Below are 12,476 nucleotides of genomic sequence, written 5' to 3' on the forward strand. Positions count from 1 at the left end.
GGGTCACAGGCCACGGAGCCGGCGGGCCGGGACGGCGGCGGACGCCTCCCGCTCGGCGAGCCGGCCGACGAGGAGGCGTACGACGTCGAGCACGGCGGCCCCTTCGGCGGGGTCGACGAAGTACACCTGGCGGCGGCCCTCGCGGCGGGACCGGACGAGTCCGGCGAGTTTGAGCTTGGTCAGGTGCTGGCTGACGGCGGGCAGCGCACCGCCGACGCGCTCGGCGAGCCCGGTCACGTCGCTCTCGCCCTGGGCCAGCGCCCACACGAGGTGCAGCCGGGCCGGTGCGGCGAGCAGCCCGAAGGCGGCGGCCGCCTCGGCGAGCACCTCGGCGGAGGGGTCCTGGTGGCCGGTGCCGGGCGCTGTCGCCACTGTCGCCGTCCTCCCGCCGCGTCGCCGCTGTGTTCCGTCTGTGTCCGCCGTGGTCGGCGGATCCAGTCTAGATCTCCGGAACTTCCCGGCCGCCCCGTTAGTTTCTACGGTGCTGTAGAAGTAACTGTCGGGTGCCGAGAGCGCACCGGGCGGCCGATACGAGGAGTGGACATGGCCCTGTGGGACCGCATCAAGGAGTCGGCGTCGCAGATGCAGACCCAGTTGGTGGCGAAGAAGAACGACCTGAAGAGCGGCGCGTTCCGCGATGCGAGCATGGCGATGTGCGCGCTCGTGGCCGCCGCCGACGGGACCGTGGATCCGTCGGAGCGACAGCGGGTGGCCCAGCTCATCGGTACGAACGAGGTGCTGCAGAACTTCCCGGCGGACGACCTGCGCCGCCGTTTCGAGGAGAACCTGAACAAGCTGACGGCCGACTTCGCCTTCGGCAAGGTGAGCGTGCTTCAGGAGATCGCCAAGGCCAAGAAGAAGCCCGCCGAGGCGCGTGCGGTCGTCCAGATCGGCATCGTCATCGGCGGCGCGGACGGCGACTTCGACAAGGACGAGCAGGCCGTGGTGCGTGAGGCGTGCTACGCGCTGGACCTGCCGCCGCACGAGTTCGACCTCTGAGCACGGTGAAGAGCGCGAGGGCATGCTCGACGACCGCGACCGTGCCCTCGTCCACGCCCCGCACCCGGACGGCCGGTCACCGTTCGGCAGGATCGCCGCGGTCCTCGGGGTCTCGGCGCAGACCGTCGTCGGAGGGGCATGGGGTGCCCCTCGCGCTACGGCGACCGGGGACCGCGTACCGGGCGTGTCTGCGCCGCTCCGGCTGACCGGCTCCGGACCCCGTGCGACTCCGCCGGGAGCGGGGTGCGCGCGGACTTCTTCCGTCACCCCGGCCGGGCGTGCGGCGGTCTCACGCGATGGCCGAGGCGGCCGGGTCGTCGGGCGGTGCGTGCGTCGTCACAGTTCGGCGAGTCGGGGCAGCAGTTCGGTGGCGGTCGCGATGTCCCCGGTCAGCGGCCGGTCCTCCAGCGCGGCGGGCAGCGCGGCCGCGGCGACGGCGAAGGCGGGGACCGCGGGCGGTACGGGACGCAGGCGCAACGCGCGTACGGCGGCCACCAGTTCGCAGGCGAGGAGGGTGGCGTAGGCGGCGCCGGCCCGTTCCGTCTGGCGGGCCGCCTGTCCGGCGAAGCCGGCGGCCTCCTCCAGGCCGTGGGAGAGGACCGCGTGCCCGGCCGAGGCGGGTGCGGCGGCATTCGCACGCAGCTCGGCGAGCGCGGAGTTGGCGGTGTACTCCAGGATCATCGTGCCCGAGCTGCCGACCGGGCCGTCGGCGAGGAAGGCGGGCAGGCCCGTGAGGTCGGGGCGGCTCAGCGCGGACAGGCGGGCGGCGGAGAGCTGCGCGGTCTTCAGCAGGGCGAGGTCGAGGCCGTCCAGCGCCAGGGCGAGGGGGGCGGCGAAGAAGCCGCCGTGGTGGTAGAGGTGGCCGTCCGGGGTGAGGACGGGGTTCTCGGACGGGCAGTTGATCTCGACCTCGACGATCCGGCGCAGCGCGGCGGAGGCGTCCAGGGCGGCGCCGTGCACCTGCGGGAACGCGCGGAAGCCGTACGGGTCCTGGATCCGGCCGCCCGCGGGGCCGGGACCGTCCGGCCGGGGCGCCGTCGGGTGGTCGGGCAGGCCGAGCAGGCGCCGTACCTCGGCGGCGGCGCGAGCCGGGCCGGGGTAGGGGCGCAGCGCGTGCACCGGCCCGGCGTACGCCTCCGGTGAGCCCGAGACCGCGGCGAGGGACAGTGCCGCGACCGCGTGCGTGGCCCGCAGCAGCAGCTCGGTCTCGTGCCCGGCGAGCGCGGCCTGCGCGAGCGCGAGGGCGTTGCTGCTGAGCAGTGCGAGCGCGTCGCCGGCCCGGAGCACGACCGGGGCGGGCAGCTCGCTCCCGGAACACTCTGCCGCGCCGGGGGTACGGGGCGGCGGCACGGTGCCGGCCGCCGGTGCGCCGGTGGCGGGGGGCGCCACGGTGTTCGCCGTCGTCAGCCAGGGGCGTTCACCGAGGAGGGTCAGGGCCGTCTGGGCCAGGGCCGTCAGGTCGCCGGTGCCCACGCTGCCGTACTGGTTGACCGCCGGGTGCACGCCCAGACGGAGGGCGTCGGTGAGGGCGGTGACGAAGGACGGGTGGATGCCGGAGCCGGCGGCGAGGAGCTGGTTGGCGCGGACGGCGAGCATCGCGCGGACCTGGCGGGGCGGGAGGAGCGGGCCGGCACCGGCCGCGTGGCTGCGCAGGAGCCGTAGGCCGTGGGCGGTCTCGTCGGCCGGGTCGACGGCGACGGAGCGGTGTGCGCCGACACCGGTGCCGCGGCCGTACCAGCGGCCCGTCGCGGCGAGCCGGTCGGCCGTCTCGCGGGCGCGGCCGACCCGGTCCAGCGCGCCGGGGTCCACGGCGGGCACGGCCGTGGCGTCGGCGAGCCGGACCAGGGCGGGCAGGGTGAGGCCGCCGCCGTCGAGCAGGACGCGGGTGTCCCCCTGTGTCGGGGGCACCCGCGTCGGTACGTCCACGGTCGTTCCGTGCGGTCGTGCGTCAGGCGAGACCGGCGGACTTCAGCCAGGCCTTGGCGACGTCCAGCGGGTCCTTGTTCCCGGCCTGCACCTGGGTGTCCAGGTCCAGCAGGGTGGCGGTGTCGAGCTTCGCGGAGACCGCGTTGAGCGCGTCGGCGCCCTCCTTGGACAGTGCGCCCTTGTAGACGAGCGGCTGGACGTTCTCGAAGCCGAAGAGGTTCTTCGGGTCCTTCAGGACGACGAACTTCTCCTTGGAGATGTTCGAGTCCGTGGTGAACAGGTCCGCGACCTGGACGGCGTCCTTCTTCAGCGCCGCCAGCGTGAGCGGGCCGCCCGCGTCCAGCGCCTTGAAGGACTTGAACTCCAGGCCGTAGACGGACTTCAGGCCCACCAGGCCCTGCTGCCGGGTCTGGAACTCCGGCGAGGCGCCGATGACCAGGTCCTCGGCGACGTCCTTCAGGTCGGCGATGGAGGACTTCCCGGTGAGGTCGTACTTCTTCGCGGTGGCCGCGTTGACCGTGACCGAGTCCTTGTTCTGCGCCGACGCCGGGTTCAGCAGCGTGAGCTTGGAGTCCAGCTTGGCGTTGATGGCGTCCGTGGTCTCGGCCAGGGACTTCGGGGCGGCCTTCTGGTCGAGGTAGGCCAGCAGCGCGCCGTTGTACTCGGGCAGTACCGATATCGAGCCGTTCTTGATCAGCCCGTAGGTGGTCTCGCGGCTGCCGATGTTCGGCTTGTAGGTGACCTTGATCCCCTTGGCCTTGAGCGCCTCGCCGTAGATGTCGGCCAGCAGGGTGCTCTCGGGGAAGTTGTTGGATCCGACGACCACGCTGTCGCCGCTCGCCTTGCCCCCGTCGGTGAGGGGGTTGCTCTTGTCGTCGTCCTTGGAGGAACAGCCCGCCAGCAGAGCCGTCGCCGCCACGAGGGCGACCGCCGCCGCGCCTCGGTTCTTCCGGATGGACCTGCTGATGTGGGTCGTGTAAGTCACGTGACCGATCCAATCCAGCCGGTTCTCGGTCAGTCAAGTGCATCAGATCACCGATTGGCCTCGATCTGCGACCAGTTGTGCACGCAGCGCGGTCCCTTTGTAACGGATTCTTGATGAAAGCAGAGCTGATCGGCGCCTCGAGCGGGCTGTAGTCTCGGCCGAGTTGGTACCGACCACAGCGGTGCGCGGGGCCCGTTCCGGTGGTGTGACACAGGCTGTTCGAGGGCGACGGGGCCCTCATGTCCGGGAGTGACGGCTCCCCCTGACAAGACACCCACGAAGGAGGCCCGGTGTCCACGAACCAGGTGGACGCGCCCGCCCGGCACGCCCCCGCCCGGGGCGGAGCACGGGGTTTCGCCGACCGCTGGCCCTTCCGGCGCAAGCTCAACCTGCTCGTCGGCATCCCCCTCGCGGTCATCACGGTTCTGCTGGCGTACCTCTTCACCGACTTGGCGCGGCAGTCGTCCAGCGCGGCCTCCGCGGCCCGGCTGGTGCGGGACAGCGCCCAGCTGGCCCGGCTGGTGGACCGGGTGGAGGCCGAGCACCAGCAGGCCATCCTGCTCTCCACCCGCTACGAGTCCGGGTACGACAAGCCCTCGACGGCCGCCTACCGCGGGGCGCAGAAGGCGGTCGACGCCCAGCTGGCGCGGGTGCGCGCGGCCTTCGGCGACCGGCTGCCGCGGAGCGCGGCGCAGGCCCTGCGCGGGGTCGAGGGCCTCACCAGCCTGCGCACCTCGGTGGAGCAGTCCTATCTGCCCGCCGACAACATCGACCCGGCCTACGCCGGAGCCGCGCAGAGCCTGATCGACGGTCTCGGGCTCGACCGCAACGCGGACCTCGCCGACACCTTCACCGGAAACCTGCTGGACTCCCTGCTGCGCGCGGACGCCGCCCACGGTGCCTTCGAGACCGACGTGTTCGCCGCCACCACCGGCGACACCAACGCGCTGATCGAGTTCACCAACGCGGTCGGCGCCTACGACCTCTACACCCACCAGGCCGAGCGCTTCGGCCGGTTCGCCACCGAGGCGCAGGCCGAGCGGCTCGCCGGCATGGAGCACACGGAGGCGCAGCGGGAGATCTCCGAGGCGTACGCCGAGCTCCAGGTCGGCGCGGACCGGTGGCAGACGGGTGATCAGGAGGCGATCCGGCGGGCGGTGCAGGACGCGCTGACCGACTATCCGGCCTACCCCGATCAGGCCGCCGCCCGGCTGAAGATCACCACCGCGCTGATCGGCGAGATCGCCGACCGGGCCGACGACGCGGCCGTCTCCGCCCGCTGGCGGGCCGGCCTGCTGCTGAGCGGCGCGCTGATCGCCTTCGCGCTGTGGATCGCCTTCGCGGTGCTGGTGCGCCGCTCGGTGATCCGGCCCGTGCAGGCGCTCACCGGAGCCGCGCGGGAGGTCGCCGAGGTGGCGGGGCGCGAGCTGGCCCGGGTGGCCGACGACGACGCCGAGGACGACGGGCCGCCGCGGCTGCGGGACGTGCCGGTCACGGCCCGCGACGAGATCGGCGACCTGGCCTCGGCGTTCAACCGGGTGCAGACCACCGCGGCGGCGCTGCTGGAACGCCAGGTGCTCAGCCGGCGCAACACCGCCGAGATGTTCGGCAACGTGGGCCGCCGGGTGAGCAACCTGACCACCCGCCAGCTGGCGTTGATCGACGCGGTGGAGCGCGGGGAGACCGACCCGGCGCTGCTGGAGCGGCTGTACTCCATCGACCACATCGCGGTACGCCTGCGCCGCAACGCCGACAGCCTGATGCTGCTGGCCGGCATCCACGAGACCGTGCTGGACGCGGGGCCGACGGCGCTGTCCAACGTCGTACGGGCCGCGCTGGGGCAGATCGAGGGCTATAGGCGGGTACGGCTGTACACCGCGTCGGACGCCATGGTCGTACCGGACATCGTGGGCGACCTCACGCTGATGACGGCCGAGCTGGTGGAGAACGCCGTCTCGTTCTCGCCCGAGGGCAGTCCCGTCGAGGTCACCGTCCGATCCGGCGCCGAGGGCGCGCACGTGGTGGTCACCGACCACGGCCTGGGCATGAGCGCCGAGCGGCTCGCCGAGGAGAACGCCCGGCTGATCCGCCGGGAACGCCTGGACCTGGTGCCGACCAAGGTGCTGGGCCTGTTCGTGGTGGGGGCGCTGGCGCGTCGCTGGGAGATCGGGGTCGAGCTGACCCGGACGCCGGGCGGCGGGGTGACGGCCGAGGTGACGCTGCCGGCCTCGCTGCTGCTCACGCTCGGCACGGCGGCCGCGGCTCCGGCCACTGCGGTCACCGCGGCGTCCGCGTCCGCGGCCGGGGGGTCGGGGCAGGGGCCGGCGCGGGGTGCGCTGCCGTCGGCCTCGGCGCCGGACGCCGCCCACGAGAAGGCGGCGGACGTCGACACCGTCCCCGACGAGCCCGCCCGAGCGGAACACGGCAGCCCCCTCCCCCGCCGGGTCCCCCGCCACACGCCAGGACCCACCGCACCCACCGCGAGCGACGACGGGCACGGCGAACGGCACGGCGAACACAGCGCGAGCGACAGCGGGCACGGCCAACGGCACGGCGAACACGGTGTGCGGGAAGGCGAGCCCGGCGAACGGGACGGCGAGCGCAGCGTGGTCGCCCCCGCTGTCCCCGCTCCCCCCACTGCCCCCGCTGCCCCCGCTTCCCTCGCTGCCCCCGCTTCCTTCGCTGCGCCCGCCGAGTCCCCCTCCGCCGAGTCCTCCCGCTCCTCCGGGACCGGGCGCCCGCTGCGCCGCCGGGTTCGCGGGGCCACGCTGCGGAGCACCGCCGGGGCCGCGCCGACGGTGCCGCAGACCGTTCGGCCGCTGGACGCGGAGGCCGTCCGCAGCGAGCTGGAGGAGTTCGAGCAGGCGGTGGAACGCGCCCGGCGCGACAGCGCCCCCGGCGGCCTCGCCCGCCCGGACACCGCTCCCGCCCCCGGGCCCCCCGCACCGTCCCCCGCGCCCCCGCCCGCCCCCGCACACGGTCACCCCACCGACCTGCGCCCTCCGCATGGCCATCTCCCGCACACCGCGTCCCCGAGCACCGGGCCGCACGACCCGGACCACCTTCCGGAAGGAGCCGAGCAGTGAGCACGTCGACAGGTGACACCCCTACGAGCGGCACCACGCCGGACGATCTGCGGGCAGCCGCGGCCGACTTCACCTGGCTGCTGAACCGCTTCGCCACCGAGACCGCGGGGGTCGTCGACGCGATCGCCGTGTCCTCCGACGGGCTGCTGATCGCGGTGTCGCAGCTGCGTGAGCACGCCGACTCCGAGCGGCTCGCGGCGATCGTGTCCGGCATCACCAGTCTCGCCGCGGGTGCCTCCGGCAATTACGGCCTGGGCGGACTGAACAAGGTCATCATCGACCTGGAGGGCGGACACGTCATCGTCTCCGCGATCGGCAGCGGCGCCGTGCTCGGCGTCGTCACCGGCAAGGAGGCGAAACTCGGCAACATCGCCTACGAGATGACGGTGTTCGCCAACCGGGCCGGGGCCGCCCTCAGCCCACAGCTCGTGCTGGAGCTGAAGAACAGCGTGGGCGCCTCGGCGACCGGCTGAGGAGGAGACGGTTCCGATGGCGGACGGCATGGCGGACGGCATCCCGCCCCCGGGCCCGGCCCCGGTGGGCCCCGCCCCCGCCGTACGGCCGTACCTGGTCACCGCCGGCCGGGTCGCGGACGCCGCCTCCGGCCGGGCGCTGCCCCTGGAGACCCAGGTGGTGGCCACCGCCGAGGGGCTGGACGCGCTCGGCCGGCTCTCCTTCGAGCAGCACGACATCGTCGCCGCCTGCCGGCTGCCGCAGTCCCTCGCGGAACTCGCGGCCCGGCTGCGGCTGCATCTGAACGTGGTCCGCGTCCTGGCCGAGGACCTGCGCGAGGAGGGGCGGCTGGCGGTGTACGTGCCCGACGCCGCGGCCACCCACGACGCGTCCGTCCTGCGCAGGGTTATCGATGGCCTGCGGGCCATCCCCGACTCCCGAGGGGTACCGAGTGACACCGACTGAACCGCCCCTGGCCCGGGGCCCGGCCGCGCCGGCGGCCGTACGGCCGCCGCTGCCGGTGAAGATGGTGATCGCGGGCGGCTTCGGCGTGGGCAAGACCACGGCCGTCGGCGCGATCTCGGAGATCGAGCCGCTGACCACGGAGGCGTCGATCACCGAGGTCGCGGCCGGTGTGGACGACCTCACGCACACCCCGCGCAAGACCACCACGACCGTCGCGATGGACTTCGGCTGCATCACCGTCGACCCGACGCTGAAGCTGTACCTCTTCGGCACGCCCGGACAGGAGCGGTTCGGGTTCATGTGGGACGACATCGTGGAGGGCGCGGTCGGCGGTCTGGTCATCGTGGACACCCGCCGGCTGGACGACTGCTACGCGGCCGTCGACTACTTCGAGCACAAGGGCATCCCGTTCGCGGTGGCGGTGAACGCCTTCGACGGGAAGGTGGAGCACTCGCTGGAGGAGGTCCGCTGGGCGCTGGACGTCTCCGCCGGGGTGCCGGTCGTGGTGTTCGACGCCCGGGAGCGGGGCTCGGTGCGGGACGCGCTGCTCGTCGTGCTCGAACTGGCGCTGGCCCGCACCGGGGGATAGCCCTCAGCCGCTCCGGCGTACTCCCGGCGACACCGTGAGCCGGGACGCCGCCCAGAAGAGGGCGAGGGTCACCAGGGCCAGGCCGGCGACCAGGCCGGCGCCGCCGACGACCTTCTCGTAGTCCTTCTGGTACAGGCCGTCGATGATGTACCGGCCGAGGCCGCCGAGGCTGACGTAGGCGGCGATCGTGGCGGTGGAGACGATCTGGATGGCGGCCGTGCGCAGGCCGCTGAAGATCAGCGGCAGCGCGACCGGCACCTCCACCTGGAGCAGCACCCGCGCCTCGGTCATCCCCATGCCCCGCGCCGCGTCCACCGGGGAGGGGTCGACGGAGCGGACCGCCTCGTAGGTGGTGACCAGGATCGGCGGGACGGCGAGCACGACCAGCGGGATCATCACCGGCAGCAGGCCGAAGCCGATCCAGATGAACATCAGCACCAGCAGGCCGAAGCTGGGCAGCGCCCGGCCGGCGGTGGCGATGAGCGCGAGGGCGTTGCCGCCGCGGCCGTAGTGGCCGGTGAGCAGGCCGACGGGCAGCCCGATCGCGGCGGCGATCAACAGGGCTTCCAGCGAGTACGTGACGTGCTCGGCGAACCGGGTGGGGATGCCGTCGTACCCGTGCCAGTGGGCGTTGTCGCTGAAGAAGGCGTGCGCGAAGTTCAGGACGTTCACCGGGCGGCCCCCTTCCGCGGCATCCAGGGGGTGAGGAGGAGCCGGACCACGACCAGGACGGCGTCGGCGAGGATGCCCAGCACCGCGATGGTCAGGACCGAGTTCACGGCCAGGGCGGGCCGGTGATAGGTCTGGGCGTCGTACAGCATGTTGCCGAGGGCGCCCTGGTTGCCGATGAGCATGCCGACGCTGACCAGGGAGATGCTGGACACGGTCGCCACCCGCAGGCCGGCGATGATGGCGGGTACGGCGATGGGCAACTGGACCTGGAAATAACGGCGTACGGCGCCGAAGCCCATGGCCTGGGCGGCGGCCAGGGTCTCCGGCGGCACCGAGCGGACGCCGTCCACGATCGCCGGGACCAGCACCACGAGGCTGTACAGCGCCAGCGGGATCATCACGGTCGTCTCGCTCTGGCCGAAGTAGTCGATGAGGACGACGAAGAAGGCCAGCGACGGGATGGCGTAGAGGACGGTGGTGATACCGAGGACGGGCGGGTAGATCCAGCGGAACCGCACGCACAGCTGGGCCACGGGCAGGGAGATGATCAGTCCGGCCAGGACCGGCAGCAGGGCCTCGCGCAGATGCAGCCCGATGAGGCCGAGGTAGCTGTGCTGGAGATCGCTCGGGAGGTCGAAGAAGCCGCTCATCGCCCGGCCTTCGCTTCGGCGTGCTCCGCCACGCGGCTGTGGGCGGCCCGGATCGCCTCGCCGATGACCTGCTGGGAGACGACGCCCACCGCGCGCCCCTCGCCGTCCACCGCGACCGCCCAGCCGGTCGGCGAGAGCACGGCACCGTCGAGCGCGGTGCGCAGCGAGTCGCTGCCGGGCACGAACGGTCGCCCGAAGTCCAGGAGTCGGTCCCGGTCGACGGCGCCGGCGGTGAGCCGGTCCGGTTCGCTCCAGCCGAGCGGCCTGCCGTCGGGGTCGGTGACGAGGAGGTAGGGGGCCTCGGCGCGGGAGGCGAGCCCCGCGGCGTCGGTGTCGATCGGGACGACCGGCGCGGTCTGCAACTCCAGGTCGGTGGAGGGGAAGAAGGAGAGCCGGCGGATACCGCGGTCGGCGCCGAGGAAGTCCTCCACGAAGGAGTCGGCGGGCGCGCTGAGCAGTTCGGCGGGCGGGGCGAACTGGGCGAGCCGGCCGCCGGTGCGCAGCACGGCGACCTTCGTGCCCAGTTTGATCGCCTCGTCGATGTCGTGCGTGACGAAGACGATGGTCTTGCCCAGCTCGTCCTGGATGCGCAGGAGTTCGTCCTGGAGGCCCTTGCGGACGATCGGGTCGACGGCGGAGAACGGCTCGTCCATCAGCAGCACCGGCGGGTCGGCGGCGAGTGCGCGGGCCACGCCGACGCGCTGCTGCTGGCCGCCGGAGAGCTGGTACGGGTATCGCTTGGCGAGCGCGGAGTCGAGGCCGACCCGCTCCATCAACTCGGCGGCCCGCGCCCGGGCCTGCTGCTTGGACCGGCCCAGCAGGCGGGGCACGGTGGCGATGTTGTCGAGGATGGTGCGGTGCTGGAAGAGACCGGCGTTCTGGATGACGTAACCCATGGACCGGCGCAGGGTGTTGACCGGCTGCTGCCGGATGTCCCGGCCGTCGAGGAGGATGCTGCCCTCGCTGGGCTCCACCATCCGGTTGATCATCCGCAGGGTCGTCGTCTTGCCGCAGCCGGAGGGCCCGACGAGGACGGTGATCGCGCGGTCCGGTATGTCCAGCGACAGCCGGTCGACCGCGACCGTGCCGTCCGGGTACCGCTTCGTGACTGCATCTATCCGTATCAAAACGCCGCGTACCCTCCGGGTCCGACCGATCCTGGGCTGGTGCGGGGAGAGTCTAGACCGCAAGTGTTTCAGTACTTTGGCCGGACAGCGTTCGTCCCTCGACGGCCGGCGGTCGAGGCGAACCGCTGGGGCCGACCGCGCGGCCGCCCCGGGGACGGGCCGCGGCTCCGCGCGCCGCGCGCTCAACGGGCCCCCGGTTCCCACGCGTCCGCGCCCGCCGGGGGTGTCTGCCGGGTGTGCGGTCGGGCCGCGAGGACGGCGACGTCGTCCTCCGCGTGCCGGACGTCCAGTCGGCCGAGGATGGTTTCCAGGACGGCCTCGACACCGCCGCCGGGAGTGAAGCGCAGGGCGGCCAGCCGGGCCAGGGAGCGGTCGATGTCCTCGCCGCGGCGCTCCACCAGCCCGTCGGTGAACAGGACGAGGATCTCGTCCGGCGCCAGCCGGTGGTCGGCCGACTCGTACCCGCCGAGCCCGGTGGCCAGCGGTGGTCCGACCGGCACCGGCAGCAGCCTCGCCGTGCCGTCCCCGCCGATCAGCACGGGCGGCAGATGACCGGCGCTGGCCAGCGTGACCTGCCCCCGGCCGGGGTCGACGCGGGCGAGCAGGCAGGTGGCGGGTCTGCGCTCGTCCTCCCTGGAGGCGACGTCGTCCATCTGCCGCAGCACCCGGTGCGGAGGGAGGTCGGCGGAGGCGATGTAGCGCAGGAAGGATCGGTAGGCGCTCATGTCGACGGCGGATTCCAGACCGTGCCCCATGACGTCACCGACGACCAGCAGGGTCCGGCCGAAGTGCAGCCGGACGGTCTCGCACCAGTCGCCGCCGACCAGGGCCTGCCGGCCGGCGGGCAGATAGCGGACGGCGACGTCCAGGTTGGGGTGCGGCCGGCCGGGCTCGGCGAGCAGCGCCCGCTGCAGATCGCCGGCGGTGCGGCTGACCTGCTCGTAGGCCAGGGCGAGCCGGAGGTGGGAGGCGGCGCGCTCGGCGAGCAGGGCGAGCAGCTCGGCCTCCACCCGGCGCAAGGGATCTCCGGACCGCGCCCACACCAGGACGCCGTAGCCGTCGTCCCCGCTGGTCAGCGAGGCGCAGAGGGCGGCTCCGGTACGGCCGCGGGCGGCGCGCTCCAGCCAGGGGTCCGGCCCCGCGTCGACGGCCGGCACGCCCAGGTCGTGGGCCGACGCGGTGGCCCACCGGGCGTCGGGGAGCAGATCGGCGTCCCCGGTGATCGCGTCGTACCCGGAGAGGGTGTCCCCCGTGCGGCGGATCACCGCGGCGGCGCCGCCGGCCAGGCGTACCGCGGCCCGGGTCAGCTCGGCGCAGGTCGTGGCCGCGTCGAGGGTCGTACCGATGCCGGCCAGGGTTTCCCGCAGGGCGCTCAGCCGCGCGGGGGCTCCCGCGGCCTCCTCGGGGCCGTACTCGTCCGCGCCGGGACCGCTGCCGCTCCGGCGGCGGTCCCCGTGCACGGGCAGGGGCCTGCGACGGGACCGGATCCACCGCGCCACAACCATCACCCTCACAGAAAGCCTC

At 73.5% G+C, this 12,476-nt stretch carries 12 protein-coding genes; 5 read left to right on the forward strand and 7 right to left on the reverse strand.

Annotated features, from left to right (window positions below; translation table 11 throughout):
• Positions 1-3 precede the first annotated feature (3 nt).
• Positions 4-372, reverse strand: a complete 369-nt coding sequence (locus ACZ7KF_RS01085; RefSeq protein ID WP_471067959.1) for an ArsR/SmtB family transcription factor — start codon at positions 370-372, stop codon at positions 4-6.
• A 171-nt stretch (positions 373-543) separates the two neighbouring features.
• Between ACZ7KF_RS01085 and ACZ7KF_RS01090 the strand changes: the two genes are divergently transcribed.
• Positions 544-999 (forward strand): tellurite resistance TerB family protein, encoded by a 456-nt coding sequence (locus ACZ7KF_RS01090; protein ID WP_471067962.1) that lies wholly within the window; start codon positions 544-546, stop codon positions 997-999.
• Between the two features lie 336 nt (positions 1,000-1,335).
• On the opposite strand, the gene ACZ7KF_RS01095 is transcribed toward ACZ7KF_RS01090, so the two are convergent.
• Positions 1,336-2,925 carry an aromatic amino acid lyase gene (locus ACZ7KF_RS01095; protein ID WP_471067966.1) on the reverse strand — a complete coding sequence of 530 codons (1,590 nt, stop codon included), beginning with the start codon at positions 2,923-2,925 and terminating at the stop codon, positions 1,336-1,338.
• Between the two features lie 22 nt (positions 2,926-2,947).
• Positions 2,948-3,910 carry an ABC transporter substrate-binding protein gene (locus ACZ7KF_RS01100; RefSeq protein ID WP_471067969.1) on the reverse strand — a complete coding sequence of 321 codons (963 nt, stop codon included), beginning with the start codon at positions 3,908-3,910 and terminating at the stop codon, positions 2,948-2,950.
• Between the two features lie 290 nt (positions 3,911-4,200).
• Between ACZ7KF_RS01100 and ACZ7KF_RS01105 the strand changes: the two genes are divergently transcribed.
• From ACZ7KF_RS01105 to ACZ7KF_RS01120, 4 genes are read left to right on the forward strand one after another with little or no spacing between them, the layout of a single operon-like run.
• Positions 4,201-6,996, forward strand: a complete 2,796-nt coding sequence (locus ACZ7KF_RS01105) for a sensor histidine kinase (protein WP_471067971.1) — start codon at positions 4,201-4,203, stop codon at positions 6,994-6,996.
• Complete coding sequence (locus tag ACZ7KF_RS01110) at positions 6,993-7,469, forward strand: roadblock/LC7 domain-containing protein (protein WP_471067973.1); 477 nt, start codon at positions 6,993-6,995, stop codon at positions 7,467-7,469. Before ACZ7KF_RS01105 ends, ACZ7KF_RS01110 begins: the two co-directional genes overlap by 4 nt.
• Before the next feature lie 28 nt (positions 7,470-7,497).
• The gene (locus tag ACZ7KF_RS01115; RefSeq protein ID WP_471069551.1) at positions 7,498-7,914 is read left to right on the forward strand and encodes a DUF742 domain-containing protein; all 417 of its coding nucleotides are present in this window, start codon (positions 7,498-7,500) and stop codon (positions 7,912-7,914) included.
• Entirely contained in the window at positions 7,901-8,503 is a 603-nt protein-coding gene (locus ACZ7KF_RS01120; protein WP_471067976.1) for a GTP-binding protein, read from the forward strand. Before ACZ7KF_RS01115 ends, ACZ7KF_RS01120 begins: the two co-directional genes overlap by 14 nt.
• A gap of 3 nt (positions 8,504-8,506) precedes the next feature.
• Here the strand turns inward: ACZ7KF_RS01120 and ACZ7KF_RS01125 are convergent, their stop codons facing one another.
• The 4 genes from ACZ7KF_RS01125 to ACZ7KF_RS01140 form a co-directional block, all read right to left on the reverse strand.
• Entirely contained in the window at positions 8,507-9,175 is a 669-nt protein-coding gene (locus ACZ7KF_RS01125) for an ABC transporter permease (protein WP_471067979.1), read from the reverse strand.
• On the reverse strand, positions 9,172-9,825 hold the full coding sequence (locus ACZ7KF_RS01130; RefSeq protein ID WP_471067982.1) for an ABC transporter permease: 654 nt from the start codon (positions 9,823-9,825) through the stop codon (positions 9,172-9,174). Before ACZ7KF_RS01130 ends, ACZ7KF_RS01125 begins: the two co-directional genes overlap by 4 nt.
• The gene (locus ACZ7KF_RS01135; RefSeq protein ID WP_471067984.1) at positions 9,822-10,952 is read right to left on the reverse strand and encodes an ABC transporter ATP-binding protein; all 1,131 of its coding nucleotides are present in this window, start codon (positions 10,950-10,952) and stop codon (positions 9,822-9,824) included. The genes ACZ7KF_RS01130 and ACZ7KF_RS01135 overlap by 4 nt, the downstream gene beginning before the upstream one ends.
• Before the next feature lie 182 nt (positions 10,953-11,134).
• Positions 11,135-12,460: a PP2C family protein-serine/threonine phosphatase gene (locus ACZ7KF_RS01140; RefSeq protein WP_471067988.1), complete on the reverse strand. Its 1,326-nt coding sequence runs from the start codon at positions 12,458-12,460 to the stop codon at positions 11,135-11,137.
• Positions 12,461-12,476 lie beyond the last annotated feature (16 nt).

It is taken from the genome of Streptomyces sp. NPDC038200, from assembly GCF_055600785.1.